A 13,942-nucleotide genomic window follows, 5' to 3' on the forward strand; every position below is an offset into this window, starting at 1 on the left:
CCAGCAAGATGACGAGAGTGCTTCGTCGTGGTATCGAAACGAACTCACCATTATAGGCGAATGGCCAACATTGCTGCTTGACTTGCTACGGAACTTGGGGTTTGGGGCGGGTTCCATGACGGATGGCACGCATTGGTGTGGCGCTCCTACATCGCATCGCATACCGCGTCGGTCGAATAGGCAGCGCCTAGCTGGTTAGCGACACCCAACGAAAAGCCATCGATGAACGATTTCTCCACCTTGTCTATCAAGCCGGTTCTTTTTTCACCTGCCGTCGAGGTTCCGAAATCAGACGAGCCGCAAACGCAGGCCGATCTGGTTGACACCTTGCTCGGCATGTCGAAAACCATGGCAGACAGCACGGGCCATGCGATGCGCGCCGTGCACGCCAAGAGCCACGGGCTGCTCCGCGGTGAACTGCATGTTGTCGAGGGCCTGCCTCCTGAGTTGGCTCAGGGCATCTTTTCAGCGCCGCGCAGCTACCCGGTGGTGCTCAGAATTTCGACGCCCCCCGCTGAAGTGCTCGACGACCGCGTGTCCCTGCCGCGCGGCATGGCGATCAAGGTGATCGGCGTCGAGGGCGAGCGCGTCGCGGGGTCTGAAGGTGACAGCACCCAGGACTTTCTGTTCGTCGACGGCCCGGTGTTTGCCGCGCCGGACGCCAAAGGCTTTCTTAAAAACCTCAAGCTGCTTGCTGGCACCACCGACAAGGCGCCGACGGCCAAGCGAGTTTTGTCGAGCGTATTGCAGGGTGTCGAGAAAGCGATCGAAGCGGTCGGCGGCCAGAGCAGCACGCTCATTTCGATGGGCGGCCATGCCGAAACGCACCCGCTCGGCGCGACGTTCTTTACGCAGGTGCCGATCCGCTATGGTGCCTACATCGCCAAGCTGCAATTGGCGCCCGTGTCGCCGGACCTGCGCGCGCTCGAAAACGCACCGATGGACCTTGACGGCAAGCCGGATGGCACACGTGAAGCGGTCGCCGGTTTTTTGCGGGCTCATACGGGCGAGCCAGCCGAATGGGAGTTGCGCGTGCAGCTGTGTACCGATCTCGAGAAGATGCCGATCGAAGATGCGTCAATCGAATGGCCGCAGGACTTGAGCCCTTTCATTGCCGTTGCACGACTGACGCTCGATGCGCAAGAGGGATGGAGCGCCGCGCTGTCCCGCGAGATCGACGATGGCATGGCGTTCAACCCGTGGCACGCACTCGCTGCGCACCAGCCGCTCGGGGGCGTGATGCGGGCACGCAAGGTGGCTTATGCCGCCTCGTCGCAATTTCGTGGCGAGCGCACCGGATGCCCTATGCACGAGCCGCGCATTCCGAATTCCACGAGCGCTTCGTGATCGACCGGGCCTGCGGTCAGTCTCCTTCAGACTTCTGCTGCCCTGCGGTCGACAGGCGCTGCATCTCGGGCTTGAGGGTCCGATAGAGCCGCTGATATTGCGCATGGCGCTCGGCCAGTTCGGCGGTGCGCGCCGGGTTCGGCGCGAAGCTGTCTTGCAAGGCCGGTGCGACACAGATATCGGCGACCGCCTCCCCCGTTCTCGCCAGGCGTGCGAGTCGTGCCGCACCCAACGCGGCACCCACTTCACCGCCGCTGCGTCGATCCAGCGTGCGACCGAGCACATCGGCGAGCAGTTGTGCCCACGCGGCGCTGCGCGAGCCGCCCCCGACCAGCGTCACGCTGTCGATCTGCGCGCCGCCGGCCAGCAGCGCCTGTTGCCCATCTAGAAACGAGAAGGCCACGCCCTCCAGCACGGCATAGGCGAGGTGGCCGCGGGTGTGATCGTGCGTCAGACCGAAGAAAACACCCGACGCGTACGGATCGTTGTGCGGTGTGCGCTCGCCAGACAGGTATGGCAAGAACAGCGGCGTGGCGGCGCCATCCGGAAGCGCCTCGGCTTCGCTGACAAGCTGCGCTTCGTCGGTCGCGTGCGTGAGGCGCCGTAGCCAGCCGAGGCAACTCGCCGCCGACAGCATCACGCTCATCTGATGCCAGGTGCCCGGAAACGCGTGGCAGAAGGCGTGCACCGCACTTTCGGGGTTGGGGGAGTAAGCCGCGTTCGCCACGAAGTAGACCCCCGAGGTGCCCAGAGACAGGAACGCAGTGCCAGGTGCCGTCACTCCCAGGCCGGCCGCGCTTGCCGCGTTGTCGCCCGCGCCGCCCGCCACCACCACATCGGCCTGCAGACCGAGCTGCGAGGCGACGGTGGGCAGCAACGTACCACTGGCCTCGCTGCCTTCGACGAGGCGCGGCATCTGCGATCGATCGAGGTGCGTGGCGGACAGCATGGTGTCGGACCAGTCGCGTGCCGCCACGTCGAGCCACAGCGTGCCTGCCGAATCCGACATGTCGGACACCGCTTGGCCAGTGAGCTTCAGTCGAACGAAGTCTTTCGGCAGCAGCACCCGGGCTACCTGCGCAAATATCTCCGGCTCGTTCTGTTCGACCCAAATGAGCTTCGGTGCGGTGAAGCCCGGCATCGCGATGTTGCCCGTGATGCGACGGCTCTCGGGCGCGCGGCGTTCAAGTTCGGCGCATTGCGCGTGGCTTCGGCCGTCGTTCCACAAGATGGCCGGACGCAGCACGCGGTCTTGCGCGTCGAGCAGCGTGGCGCCATGCATGTGACCCGACAACCCGATTCCGCGCGTGGCCGCGTACTCCTTCGGGTGGTGCTCCCTGAGCTTGCCCAGCGCGACCTGCGTGGCGCTCCACCAGTCTTCGGGCGCCTGCTCAGACCACAGCGGATGCGGTCGAGAAATAGCCACTGCCGCGCTAGCCTGACCGATCACGCGCTGCGCGTCGTCGACCAGGACGACCTTGACCTCCGACGTGCCGATGTCGATGCCGATATCCATGCTTTGCCTCCGTGATTCGAAACGTTGTCCGCGCGCCTGTCTTCGCACAGGAGCGCTCGCGCGTTGGAAGGATACTTGGCGTGTCGTCCGACCCCGGGCGAGAGGCCGCATCGGCAGAATATTTTCGATGGCCCAACCTGTTTCCGCCCGGCTCAAGATCGGTCTGTCGGCCTGCTTTTCGCATGCCGATCCGTCTCGTGCGATGTTCAGCAACAAGACCCTGCAGTACGTCGAGCAGTCGATCGCGCACTGGTTGATGTCCGCGGGTGCGATGGTCGTGATGGTGCCTTGCCCGACGGGTGAAACTGCGCGCGGCGACACCAAGCTGTCGCACTACGCCGAGTGGCTCGATGGCGTCGTCATGCATGGCGGCGCCGACATGTGGCCCGGCAGCTATGGCGAGGTGCCGCTGAAAGACGCCTGGCTCGGTGACCGCGTACGTGACCTGTACGACCTCGCGCTGGTCGAGGCTTTCGAGCAGGCCGGCAAGCCGATCTTCGGTGTGTGCCGGGGGCTGCAGCTCATCAACGTGGCGTTCGGCGGCACGCTGTACCAGGACATCGAAGAGCAGCATGGCCATCCCGAGACGCTTCGCCATCGCGACCCGGTGGCCTACGACCAGAACTTTCACGCGCTCGAGATCGTTCCCGGCACACGGCTCGCCAAGCTCTATCCGGGCGTCGACACGGCGCGCGTCAACAGCATCCACCATCAGGGTGTGAAGGCGCTGGCGCCGGGCTTCGACATCGAGGCATGGAGCCTGCCCGACCGCGTGCCCGAAGCGATCCGCCGACGCGCCGACCGCGGCCGCAGCTACATCGCGGCGACGCAATGGCACCCGGAGTTCCACAAGTTCGGCAGCAAGGAAACGTTGGACGACAGCGCCATCCTCCACGACTTTCTGTGGGCCTGCGCCACCACCAAGGTAACGGCCAAATCTACCTTGCGTGCAGCCCCCGGCAAGATACGGAACCGAGCCGCGCGGCTGTTGCGGCAGGCGCTGCTCAGGCGCTAACCGTCGAGCCTCTGCGGTTCTTAGCGGCTTGGGATCGACTTGGTCGTGGTGTGGGAGACGCTGGCGTCGATCACGCCGAACACCTGGATGCCGCTGCCGCCGCTGGCACTTGTCGCGGCGCTGCTTTCCTGCGATGTGTTGCCTGACGCGCAGCCCGCAGCAGCGCACAGGGCGACGATGGAGACGAAGGCGGAAAGGATGTATTTCATGAGACGGTTACTGAAGGTTCGTTTCATTACGGCGCCAAGGCGCTCAGGTGTTTGCCCACGATACCCGCCAGTTCGAACATCGTCACCTGGTCTTTGCCGAATACTGGCTTGAGCTTGGCGTCGGCATTGATGGCGCGCTTGTTGGTTGCATCCTGCAGGCCGTTGGCCTTGATGTAATCCCACAGCTTCTTGATGACTTCGGTGCGCGCGACCGGCTCGGCGCCGATAACGGCAGCCAGCGCATCGCTCGGCTTCAGGCCGGTGCCCGGCTTGCGTGGTGCCTTGGGCGCCGCCTTTTTGGCGGCAGTCGTCGTGCCTGCAGCCTTCTTCGCCGGTGCCTTTGCTGCCTTTGCTGCCTTGGCCGCAGCGCCTGCTGTGGCTTTCTTCGCAGCCGGTGCCGCCTTGGCAAAAGTCTTGCGCGGCGGAAACTTCGACGTGCGGGGCTCGAACTCGAAGCTCACTTTGCCCTCTTCCTTGTTCCACGACAGGAAAGCCTTGAAGGCGCGGCGCGTGCGCATGCTGACGAACTTGTCGAGCAAGTCGGTCTTGCCGGTAGCGAGCAGCTTCTCGATCTGCGCGCGTTCCACCGGTTGCTGCAGGATGATCTTGCCGCTCTTGAAAGTGCAGCTCGGTGTCGGCTGTTCGACGGTCGGCACCGACTTTTCGCAGACGTAATTGGTGCCGTACTCGAACACGCGCGACGCACAGATCGGGCACGGCCCGAGCGACTCCTGGCCGCTGAAGTCCACGATCTCGCCGGTCTCCGCATTCTTGTCGTCGCCGAAGTCGAATTCCAGCTTCCAGTTCTTCGTTTCTTCTTCGTCGAACTTCAGGATGATTTCGGCAGTGAACGGCCAGCCAGCCTTCGACCGGAAGCCTTCCAGCGGGCCAATATGCTTGTCGCAGAGCAGTGCTTCGGCCTCGACCACTTCGAAGGTGCGCCCTGCCGGCGACTTGCCGAAAGAGAAGCCGCAAGGCTCTTTGCCGGGGAGCCCCGTGCAGGTGTAGCGGCGGTAGTTTTCTTTGACCACGCCGCCGCAGTTGGGACAGGGCGTCGCGAGTGTCGCGTAGTCGCCTGGGACGGTGTCGCGGTCGTACTCCTTGGCCTTCTTGACGATGTGCTGCGTCATCTCGGCGATCTCGAGCATGAACGCGGCACGCGTCAGCGCGCCCTTTTCCATCTGGGCCAGTTTGTATTCCCACTCGCCGGTCAGCGCCGCCTTCGAAAGCTCCTCGACACCGAGGCCACGCAGCAGCGTCATCAGCTGGAACGCCTTGGCGGTCGGGATCAGCTCCCGGCCTTCACGCAGCATGTACTTCTCGGCGATCAGTCCTTCGATCGTGGCCGCCCGCGTGGCAGGCGTGCCGAGGCCTTTCTCCTGCATCGCTTCCCGTAGTTCGTCGTCGTCGATGGTCTTGCCGGCGCCTTCCATCGCGCCCAGCAACGTGGCTTCGGAGTAGCGCGCCGGTGGCCGCGTCTTGAGCGCCTTGGCGTCGCACGATTCGGTTCGCACGACTTCGCCGGGCTTCACGATCACCAGGTTCTTGCCGTCTTTTTCGTCTGTGTCTTGAACGGCTTCCTTGCCGTAGATGGCAAGCCAGCCGGGCTTCACCAGCACCTTGCCGTCGGAACGGAATGCGTATTTCTTGCCGGCTTCGGTCACGGTGCTGATGCGCGTGGTGATCTGGTACTCAGCGCTCGGGAAGAACACCGACAGAAAACGCCGCACCACGAAGTCGTACAGCTTTTGTTCGGCGTCCGACAGGCCGCTCGGTGCCTGCAGCGTCGGGATGATCGCGAAGTGATCCGACACCTTGGCGTTGTCGAAGATGCGCTTGCTCGGCTTGACATAGTTGCCGTCGATCGCCTGCTTGGCGAATGGCGCGAGGTGCTTCATGCCGCTGTTGGCGAGCATCGCCATCGTGTCCTTCACGACGGGCAGATAGTCCTCGGGCAAGGCGCGCGAGTCGGTCCGCGGATAGGTGAGTGCCTTGTGGCGCTCGTACAGCGACTGCGCCAGCGACAACGTGGTCTTCGCGCTGAAGCCGAAGCGGCTGTTGGCTTCCCGCTGCAACGAGGTCAGGTCGAACAACATGCCGCTGGCGGTCGTGCTCGGCTTGCTTTCTTCGGTGACCGTGGCCGGCTTGCCGCGCGCCGCCTGGGCGATGGCCAGCGCGTCGCGCTCGTTCCACACGCGATCGGCGCGCTGCTCTGCATCCGGCTCGCCGCTGGGCAGGAGCGGCGCGTTCGCCTTCTTCCACGCCGGATCGAAGTACTTGCCGGGGTAGTCGCCGGCCTCGGCCGCAAAGCTCGCGTGCACTTCCCAGTAGTCGCGCGAGACGAACTTGCGGATCTGTTCTTCGCGCTCGACCACCACCGACAGCGTGGGCGTCTGCACGCGGCCCACGGTTGTCAGAAAGAACCCGCCGTCGCGCGAGTTGAACGCTGTCATCGCCCGCGTGCCGTTGATGCCGACGAGCCAGTCGGCCTCGGAGCGCGAACGTGCGGCGTCGGCCAGGCCCTGCATCTGCTTTTCAGTTCGCAGGTGGTCGAAGCCATCGCGAATGGCTTGCGGCGTCATGGACTGCAGCCACAGCCGGCGCACCGGCTTGTTCAAAGGCGTCTTGCCGCCGGCGTACTGCTCGATCAACCGGAAGATCAGTTCGCCCTCGCGGCCCGCGTCGCAGGCGTTGATGAGCTGCGTCACGTCTTTGCGCTTGGCCTGCTTCACGACCGCGTTCAGGCGCGTCTTGGTCTTGTCGACCGGCTTCAGGTCGAAGTGCGGCGGAATCACCGGCAGGTTGGCAAAGCTCCACTTGCCGCGCTTCACGTCGAACTCCTCCGGCGCCTGGATCTCGACCAGATGGCCGACCGCGCTGGTCACCACGTAGGTGTCGTTCTCGAAGTGTTCGTCGTGCTTGTCGAACTTGCCGGCCACGGGCGTGAGCGCGCGGACGATGTCCTGAGCCACCGAAGGCTTTTCTGCAATAACCAGTGTCTTTGTCATATGAGTGCTCTCTATACTCGGCGCCTCGCGTGCGTACGCACGCATGCGCATGTGTGCCTATTCAAACTATCAGACTTCGGCGATGCCCACCAAATCCCCCGTTTCAACCTCTGGCCGCCGCATACAAACGCGCCGCTCGGGCATTCATGGCAACGGCGTGTTCGCCGTGCAGGACATCGCGGAGGGCGAGACGCTGATCGAATACAAGGGCGAAGTCATCAGCTGGAAAGAAGCGCTCCGGCGCCACCCTCACGACCCCAGCCAGCCGCAGCACACGTTCTACTTTCATATCGATGACGGCCATGTGATCGACGGCAAGATCAACGGCAACGCATCCAAGTGGATCAACCACTCGTGTGCGCCGAACTGCGAGGCCGATGAAACCGATGGCCGAGTTTTCATCAAGGCGTTGCAAAACATCGCGGCGGGCGAAGAGCTCAACTACGACTACGGGCTGATGATCGACGAGCCGTACACGGCCGAGTTGCTGGCGGAATTCCCGTGCTGGTGTGGTGCCGAGGCGTGCCGTGGCACCTTGCTCGCGCCAAAGGAAGACGAGAAAAAGAAGAAGAAAAAGAAGGCGAAGAAGAAGGCCAAAGCTGACAAGGTCAAGGCAGAAAAAAAGGTCAGGAGGGCGAAGGGATCCGGCAAAAAGGACAAGTCCACCAAGGACTGATGACATGGCGCTGAGCCACGCGTGGAATCCGGATCAGCTGGCGGCCGCCACGGCGCCGTTGCGGCCCGACATGGCCATCGAGGTGGTCGAAGAGATCGATTCGAGCAACACCGAGTTGATGCGCCGTGGCCGCGCCGGACAACTGGCGCCCGTGTTGCTTGTCGCCGAACGCCAGACCGCCGGCCGCGGCCGCCTCGGACGCCCTTGGCAAAGCGCGCAGATGGCTGAAGAACCCGCGTCGCTGACCTTCTCGATCGGCTTGCCGCTGGCACCGCGCGACTGGTCGGGCCTGTCGTTGGCGATCGGGGTCAGCGTGGCGGAAAGCCTCGATCCGCAGCGCGCTGCACGGCTCGCCCTCAAGTGGCCCAACGACCTCTGGATCGATGACCGCAAGCTCGGTGGCATCCTGATCGAGACCGCGTTGCCGCAGGCCACGATCGGTGATGCGGCCTCGCGCTGGCTGGTGATCGGCATCGGCCTGAACGTCGGCCCCAGAGACGCAACCGGTCTCAGCACAGCGCCGGCCTGGGCGCAGCAATGGCTGCCCGACGCCACACCACCCACCGTGTTGCAGATGCTGGTCGCGCCGTTGTTGCGCGACGTGCTGGCTTTCGAGGCGCAGGGCTTTGCGCTCTTCGCCGAACGCTTCGCGGCGCGCGATGCGTTGCAGGGGCGCGAAGTGCAACTCAGCGATGGCACCGTCGGCCGCTGCGAAGGCGTCGGCTGGGGTGGCGAACTGCGCGTGCATACTGAGAACGGCATGCAATCCATCTCCAGTTCCGAAGTCAGCGTGCGCCCGCGTGGGCCGGCGGTCTGAAGTCCATGTTGCGCTGGGTCTTCTTCGCGTTGGTCGCTATCAACCTCGGCTATTTCATATGGTCTGGCGACGGTGGGCCGTCTGCCGGAACCGAACGCGAACCGCAGCGGCTCAGCCAGCAAGTGCGGCCCGAAATGCTGCAGATTCGCAAGGGTGATACGGCGGCGCCATCGACCCCTGCGTCGAAGACTGACAGCAACGTCGCGCGCTGAGCCCGTCAGGGCTTGGCGGTGTCGAAGCGCACGCTGAAGAGCGCACCCGGCGACTGCACGCCCGGATGCGCGTCCTCCAGCGTGACGGTGGCCAGATGCTGCCGCGCGATTTCCCGCACGATCGGCAAGCCCAGCCCCGAGCCGTCGGCCTCGTTGCCCAGCACGCGATAAAAGGGCTCGAACACCAGTTCGCGCGCCGACTCGGCAATACCCGGTCCCGAGTCCTCCACCTGCAGCAGCACGATGTGCCCGAACGGATCGGCCAGCACCCGCGCGGTGATCACGCCGGGCCGGTCGGGCGACGACGGCGTGTACGCGATCGCGTTGTCGACCAGGTTGCGCACCAGCTCTTTCAACAGCGTTGCGTTGCCTTCGAGCATGACACCTGGCGCACCCGGCTCGACGCCGTCGTACCCGAGGTCGATGCGCTTTTCGATCGCGCGCGGCACCGCCTCGCGCACGACCTCGACGGTGAGTCGCGCCAGGTCGCACGGTTGCCACGCCAGCGCACCGGCGCCGCCTTCGGCGCGGGCCAACGCGAGCAGCTGGTTCACCGTGTGCGTCGCGCGAATGCTCGAGCGGCCTATCTGCTTGAGCGACTGTTTCAGTTCGTCGGCATTGGCGCCTTCGCGTTGCGCCAGATCGGCCTGCATGCGCAGTCCGGCGAGCGGCGTCTTGAGCTGGTGCGCGGCGTCGGCCAGAAAGCGCTTTTGCGTGGCGATCGATTCCTTGAGTTTCGTCAGCAGTCCGTTCACCGAAGCGACCAAAGGCGCGACTTCGTAAGGCACCAGCCGATCGTCTAGCGGGCTCAGGTCATCGGGCTTGCGCTCGCGGATTCGCTCTTCCAGTTCCGAAAGCGGCTTGATGGCGCGCACGAGTGCGAGCCAGATCAAGAGGATGGCGAGCGGCAGGATGGCGAACTGCGGCAGCAGCACGCCCTTGATGATTTCAGTCGCCAGCACCTGCTGTTTTTCGCGGGTCTCTGCCACCTGCACGAGCACCAGCGGTGCCGTTTCGAGCGGCGGCTGGACCCAGGTGTAGGCCACGCGCACCGTCGCGCCCCGCATCTCGGCATCTCGCATGTGCACCGAGCCGATGGTGGCGGATTCGTCTTCGGGTGGGGGTGGTATGTCGTGGTCGCCACCGAGCGATTCGCCGCTCGACGTCAGCACCTGGTAGTAGACGTGGTCGGTGTCGTCGGCTCGCAGGATCTCGCGTGCCGGCTGCGGCAGGTTGAACAGCACGTGGTCGCCCTGCACCGTGACCAGCTTGGCCAGCGTCTGCACGTTGTACTCCAGCGCGCGATCGAAGGGCGCGTTGGCGATGCCCTGCGCCACCAGCCATGTGAGGCCGATGCTGACCGGCACCAGCAGCAGCAGCGGGGTCAGCATCCAGTCGAGGATTTCCCCGAACAGGGAGCGCTGGCCGCGCTGGAAGAGCTTCACGCCGGAATCTTCTCCAGGCAATAACCGAGGCCGCGAACGGTCGCGATGCGCACCGGACCTTTCTCGATCTTCTTGCGCAGGCGATGGATGTAAACCTCGATGGCGTTGAGGCTCACTTCTTCGCCCCATTCGCACAGCCGTTCGACCAGTTGGTCTTTGCTCACCAGGCGCCCCGCCCGCTGCAGTAGCACTTCGAGCAGGCCAAGCTCGCGCGCCGAGAGTTCGACCGTCTTGCCGTCGATGGTCGCCACGCGACCTGCCTGGTCGTACACCAGCGGGCCGTGCTTGATGGCGTTGCTGGTGGCGCCCATTCCGCGCCGCGTGAGGGCGCGCACGCGGGCTTCGAGCTCCTGCAACGAGAACGGCTTGGCCATGTAATCGTCGGCCCCGTAGTCGAGGCCCTTGACGCGCTCTTCGACGCTGTCGGCCGCGGTGAGCACCAGCACCGGGAGCTGTGAGCCACGGGCGCGCAGGCGCTTGAGGATTTCAAGGCCGTGCATGTTTGGCAGGCCTAGGTCGAGGATCAACAGGTCGAATTCGCTGTTGGTCATCAACGCCGCATCGGCTTGCGAGCCGGTGGCCACGTGGTCGACTGCCGCACCCGAGGTGCGCAGGCTGCGCAGCAGGGCATCGGCCAGCACCTGGTCATCTTCTGCAATCAGAATCCGCATCGCCACCTCCGGCTTGTTGCGCAAATTCTAGGCTGCGGCATAAGCTTCGAGGCCAATGGTTACCACGGTGGCGATGTCGTTTCCGACGCTGGCACGAAACTCGTCTTCCGCTTGCGCGACGGCTTTGCGAAAAGCTTCGAGCCAGGCCAGCCCGTCGGCGGTGAACTGCACGCGGCGTGCACGCGCGTCGAGCGGGTCAGGGCCACGGGTGACCAGGCCCCAGGCTTCGCATTGATCGACCAGCGTGCCCATGGCCTGCTTCGTCATGCCGGCGCTCGCGGCCAGCGCAGTGAGCCGCGCGCCATCGCGTGCCAAGTGACGCGTGATGTGGATGTGCGCCGCGCTGATCTGCGAGCGCGCAGCCAGATTCGAGAGCGCCAGCGGCACGTCGACGTCGTGCGCCATGAGTGCCAGCACGCGTTCGTCGAAGCGGCGCATCGCATGGCCGAGCAGTCGGCCCAAATGGGTTTGGCGCCATGCGTTTTCGGGGTCGAGAGTCATGGCTTTAATGGTAACTCAAACTGACTAAAAAACGGGTTTACTTAAACCAATGAGCCTCTACACTACTGTTCAAGCATCCAGCCTGTAGTTAAAAGCAGATGGATCGAAGTCATTCCAACCCGTTGATATTCAAGGAGATTCTCAAATGGACGCACTCGTCAAAGGCACCAGCATTTCAGTCGCAGGCAGCGAAAAGGCCAAGGCACTGCAGGCTGCACTCGCTCAAATCGAGAAGCAGTTCGGCAAGGGAACGATCATGCGGCTCGGTGAAGGCGAGGCGCTGGAAGACGTGCAGGTTGTGTCGACCGGCTCGCTCGGCCTTGACATCGCGTTGGGCGTCGGCGGCCTGCCGCGCGGCCGGGTCATCGAAATCTACGGCCCTGAATCCTCGGGCAAGACCACGCTCACGCTTCAGGTGATCGCCGAAATGCAAAAGCAGTCAGGCACCTGCGCCTTCGTCGACGCCGAACACGCGCTCGACGTGCAGTACGCGCAAAAGCTGGGCGTGAACCTGTCCGACCTGCTGATCAGCCAGCCCGACACCGGCGAGCAGGCGCTCGAAATCGTCGATTCACTGGTGCGTTCAGGTGCCGTCGATTTGATCGTGATCGACTCGGTCGCCGCGCTCACGCCGCGTGCCGAAATCGAAGGCGACATGGGCGACTCGTTGCCCGGTCTCCAGGCCCGCCTGATGAGCCAGGCGCTGCGCAAGCTGACCGCCAGCATCAAGAAGACCAACTGCATGGTCATCTTCATCAACCAGATCCGCATGAAGATCGGCGTGATGTTCGGCTCGCCCGAAACCACCACTGGCGGCAATGCGCTCAAGTTCTACGCGTCAGTCCGGCTCGACATTCGTCGCATCGGCACCATCAAGAAGGGCGAAGAAGCGATCGGCAACGAGACCAAGGTCAAGGTCGTCAAGAACAAGGTCAGCCCGCCTTTCAAGACGGCGGAGTTCGACATCCTGTTCGGCGAGGGCATCAGCCGCGAAGGCGAAATCATCGACATGGGCGTGACCGCCAAGATCGTCGACAAGTCGGGCGCCTGGTACGCCTACAACGGCGAAAAAATCGGTCAGGGCCGAGACAACGCGCGCGAGTTCCTGCGCGAGAACCCCACGCTGTCGCGCGAGATCGAGAACAAGGTGCGCGAATCGCTGGGCATCCCTGTCCTGGCCGAGCTGGTAGAGGCCAAGCCGGTGAAGGCGCCCAAGGCTGAAAAGGCCGAAAAAGCCGAGCAAGCCGACAAGTAAGAAGCAGAGCGACGCGACGCAGGTTCCGCATGGCCTTTGCTGCCCCGTCTCTCAAGGGCCGCGCCCTGCGTTTGCTGAGTCAGCGCGAACACTCGCGGCCGGAACTCGAACGCAAGCTGAAGAAGTACGAAGAAGAGCCCGGCCTGCTGGCGACGGCGCTCGACGAGCTTCAGGCCAAAGACTTCATCAGCGAGCCGCGCGTGGTTCAGTCGGTCTTGAACCAGCGGGCGCCGCGCATGGGCGCGATGCGCTTGCGCCAGGAGCTGCAGAAAAAGGGCATCGGTTCAGAAGCAATCACGCAGGCCGTCGCTGGGCTGCAAGACACCGAGCTGGCCCGCGCCCGCGACGTTTGGGGGCGCCGCTTCGATGCCGTACCGCTCGACGCCAAAGAGCGCGGCAAGCAGATGCGATTTTTGATGGCGCGGGGCTTTGCCGGCGGCGTCGTGGCCAAGGTCCTGAAAGGGACCGTCGATGAGTGAGTTCCTCCGGGCATGATCCGCGTCGTCACACATCGGAATGCAGCTCATGTCGAAAACAAAAACACCCTTCTCCCAGTCCATCGCCCGAACGGGCTTTAAAGCAGGTGCGGCATTTGCCGGGTCCGTTGCCATCGGCGTGGCGCTGGCATTGCTGCTGGGCGGCGGTTTGTTCTTTGTGTATGTCGGCCGGCTCAACGGGCCCGGCATGGCGGGGGCTCGGGCTGGCGGCGCCGGTGCCCTGCTCGCGCTGCTCACCTCTCCGGCCTTGCTGGTGGCGGTGCTGCTCGTCGCTTTTGTGCCGCTGTACGTGATGCTCGGCGTGGCGCAGGGGCGCCGCAGGGCGCTCAGGCATGTCGTCGCGGCGCATGGCGACAGCTTGAGCGAGCGGCTGTCGGCAGCCATCGCTGGCCGCATCGAGGCCATGCCTCGCGCCCATGGTGCGCTTGAGCGCGCGGGCGAGGCGCTGTCGGCCAACGCGTTGGCTGACCAGCTCGCACCGGCGCTCGGCACCAGTCGCGCGGTGCGCCGCATCATCGCCTTCGTGGTCAAGCGTCTACCGCTGTCTGACTTGCTGCGGCAGTGGCGGGCGCAGAGAGAAACGAGCGTACCTGCAGAAGCCGGCAGAGAAGATCCGGCTTTGCGCGCGATGCTGCATCAGCAGGTCGGCGATGCGTTGCGCGACATGGCCATGCCTTCGCACACGCTGCTGTGGATTGCGCTCGGCGCGCACGCGATGCTGTTCGGCGTCGGGCTCTGGCTCACCCGCTAATTGCTCGGCAGAGCCGAGCGCC

Annotated in this window: 14 protein-coding genes; 8 read left to right on the forward strand and 6 right to left on the reverse strand. The window is 64.3% G+C overall.

The annotated features are described in order from the left end of the window. The first annotated feature begins 222 nt into the window (after positions 1-222). Complete coding sequence (locus RCH10_RS01355) at positions 223-1,347, forward strand: catalase family protein (protein ID WP_409050950.1); 1,125 nt, start codon at positions 223-225, stop codon at positions 1,345-1,347. Between the two features lie 16 nt (positions 1,348-1,363). Here RCH10_RS01355 and xylB read toward each other — a convergent pair whose 3' ends face one another. Further along, positions 1,364-2,863, reverse strand: coding sequence for a xylulokinase (xylB, locus tag RCH10_RS01360; RefSeq protein WP_409050951.1), 1,500 nt, complete (start codon positions 2,861-2,863; stop codon positions 1,364-1,366). A gap of 127 nt (positions 2,864-2,990) precedes the next feature. Here xylB and RCH10_RS01365 point away from each other — a divergent pair, with 127 nt between their 5' ends. Then, entirely contained in the window at positions 2,991-3,878 is an 888-nt protein-coding gene (locus tag RCH10_RS01365) for a gamma-glutamyl-gamma-aminobutyrate hydrolase family protein (RefSeq protein ID WP_409050952.1), read from the forward strand. Positions 3,879-3,898: 20 nt separating this feature from the next. On the opposite strand, the gene RCH10_RS01370 is transcribed toward RCH10_RS01365, so the two are convergent. Together RCH10_RS01370 and RCH10_RS01375 are read right to left on the reverse strand one after the other, a co-directional pair. After that, a complete protein-coding gene (locus RCH10_RS01370) occupies positions 3,899-4,087 on the reverse strand; it encodes a hypothetical protein (RefSeq protein WP_409050953.1) in 189 nt (62 codons plus the stop codon). Between the two features lie 26 nt (positions 4,088-4,113). Next, complete coding sequence (locus RCH10_RS01375) at positions 4,114-7,095, reverse strand: DNA topoisomerase III (RefSeq protein WP_409050954.1); 2,982 nt, start codon at positions 7,093-7,095, stop codon at positions 4,114-4,116. 82 nt (positions 7,096-7,177) lie between these two features. Here RCH10_RS01375 and RCH10_RS01380 point away from each other — a divergent pair, with 82 nt between their 5' ends. From RCH10_RS01380 to RCH10_RS01390, 3 genes are read left to right on the forward strand one after another with little or no spacing between them, the layout of a single operon-like run. Beyond that, positions 7,178-7,771 (forward strand): SET domain-containing protein, encoded by a 594-nt coding sequence (locus RCH10_RS01380; protein WP_409050955.1) that lies wholly within the window; start codon positions 7,178-7,180, stop codon positions 7,769-7,771. Positions 7,772-7,775: 4 nt separating this feature from the next. Then, the gene (locus tag RCH10_RS01385) at positions 7,776-8,588 is read left to right on the forward strand and encodes a biotin--[acetyl-CoA-carboxylase] ligase (protein ID WP_409050956.1); all 813 of its coding nucleotides are present in this window, start codon (positions 7,776-7,778) and stop codon (positions 8,586-8,588) included. Positions 8,589-8,593: 5 nt separating this feature from the next. After that, positions 8,594-8,800: a sporulation protein gene (locus RCH10_RS01390; RefSeq protein WP_409050957.1), complete on the forward strand. Its 207-nt coding sequence runs from the start codon at positions 8,594-8,596 to the stop codon at positions 8,798-8,800. Between the two features lie 5 nt (positions 8,801-8,805). Here RCH10_RS01390 and RCH10_RS01395 read toward each other — a convergent pair whose 3' ends face one another. From RCH10_RS01395 to RCH10_RS01405, 3 genes are read right to left on the reverse strand one after another with little or no spacing between them, the layout of a single operon-like run. Next, on the reverse strand, positions 8,806-10,245 hold the full coding sequence (locus RCH10_RS01395) for a sensor histidine kinase (protein ID WP_187053649.1): 1,440 nt from the start codon (positions 10,243-10,245) through the stop codon (positions 8,806-8,808). Then, on the reverse strand, positions 10,242-10,916 hold the full coding sequence (locus tag RCH10_RS01400) for a response regulator (protein ID WP_409050958.1): 675 nt from the start codon (positions 10,914-10,916) through the stop codon (positions 10,242-10,244). Before RCH10_RS01400 ends, RCH10_RS01395 begins: the two co-directional genes overlap by 4 nt. Before the next feature lie 27 nt (positions 10,917-10,943). Continuing rightward, positions 10,944-11,417, reverse strand: coding sequence for a MarR family transcriptional regulator (locus tag RCH10_RS01405; RefSeq protein ID WP_323498301.1), 474 nt, complete (start codon positions 11,415-11,417; stop codon positions 10,944-10,946). A gap of 145 nt (positions 11,418-11,562) precedes the next feature. On the opposite strand from RCH10_RS01405, the gene recA reads away from it, so the two are divergent. Genes recA through RCH10_RS01420 form a run of 3 tightly spaced genes read left to right on the forward strand, consistent with a single transcriptional unit; the run spans position 11,563 to position 13,920 of the window. Beyond that, positions 11,563-12,672: a recombinase RecA gene (gene recA, locus RCH10_RS01410; protein WP_323498300.1), complete on the forward strand. Its 1,110-nt coding sequence runs from the start codon at positions 11,563-11,565 to the stop codon at positions 12,670-12,672. Positions 12,673-12,701: 29 nt separating this feature from the next. Then, entirely contained in the window at positions 12,702-13,151 is a 450-nt protein-coding gene (recX, locus tag RCH10_RS01415; protein WP_409050959.1) for a recombination regulator RecX, read from the forward strand. 46 nt (positions 13,152-13,197) lie between these two features. Beyond that, a complete protein-coding gene (locus tag RCH10_RS01420) occupies positions 13,198-13,920 on the forward strand; it encodes a hypothetical protein (RefSeq protein ID WP_409050960.1) in 723 nt (240 codons plus the stop codon). The last annotated feature ends 22 nt before the right edge of the window (positions 13,921-13,942 follow it).

Origin of the sequence: Variovorax sp. GrIS 2.14 (assembly GCF_046115955.1) — a bacterium.
Taxonomy (GTDB): domain Bacteria; phylum Pseudomonadota; class Gammaproteobacteria; order Burkholderiales; family Burkholderiaceae_C; genus Variovorax.

Bases quoted from the DNA above. Each gene is read 5' to 3' on its own strand.
- RCH10_RS01355 (WP_409050950.1), top strand. From the start codon at position 223: ATGAACGATTTCTCCACCTTGTCTATCAAGCCGGTTCTTTTTTCACCT.
- xylB (WP_409050951.1), bottom strand. From the start codon at position 2,863: ATGGATATCGGCATCGACATCGGCACGTCGGAGGTCAAGGTCGTCCTG.
- RCH10_RS01365 (WP_409050952.1), top strand. From the start codon at position 2,991: ATGGCCCAACCTGTTTCCGCCCGGCTCAAGATCGGTCTGTCGGCCTGC.
- RCH10_RS01370 (WP_409050953.1), bottom strand. From the start codon at position 4,087: ATGAAATACATCCTTTCCGCCTTCGTCTCCATCGTCGCCCTGTGCGCT.
- RCH10_RS01375 (WP_409050954.1), bottom strand. From the start codon at position 7,095: ATGACAAAGACACTGGTTATTGCAGAAAAGCCTTCGGTGGCTCAGGAC.
- RCH10_RS01380 (WP_409050955.1), top strand. From the start codon at position 7,178: ATGCCCACCAAATCCCCCGTTTCAACCTCTGGCCGCCGCATACAAACG.
- RCH10_RS01385 (WP_409050956.1), top strand. From the start codon at position 7,776: ATGGCGCTGAGCCACGCGTGGAATCCGGATCAGCTGGCGGCCGCCACG.
- RCH10_RS01390 (WP_409050957.1), top strand. From the start codon at position 8,594: ATGTTGCGCTGGGTCTTCTTCGCGTTGGTCGCTATCAACCTCGGCTAT.
- RCH10_RS01400 (WP_409050958.1), bottom strand. From the start codon at position 10,916: ATGCGGATTCTGATTGCAGAAGATGACCAGGTGCTGGCCGATGCCCTG.
- RCH10_RS01405 (WP_323498301.1), bottom strand. From the start codon at position 11,417: ATGACTCTCGACCCCGAAAACGCATGGCGCCAAACCCATTTGGGCCGA.
- recA (WP_323498300.1), top strand. From the start codon at position 11,563: ATGGACGCACTCGTCAAAGGCACCAGCATTTCAGTCGCAGGCAGCGAA.
- recX (WP_409050959.1), top strand. From the start codon at position 12,702: ATGGCCTTTGCTGCCCCGTCTCTCAAGGGCCGCGCCCTGCGTTTGCTG.
- RCH10_RS01420 (WP_409050960.1), top strand. From the start codon at position 13,198: ATGTCGAAAACAAAAACACCCTTCTCCCAGTCCATCGCCCGAACGGGC.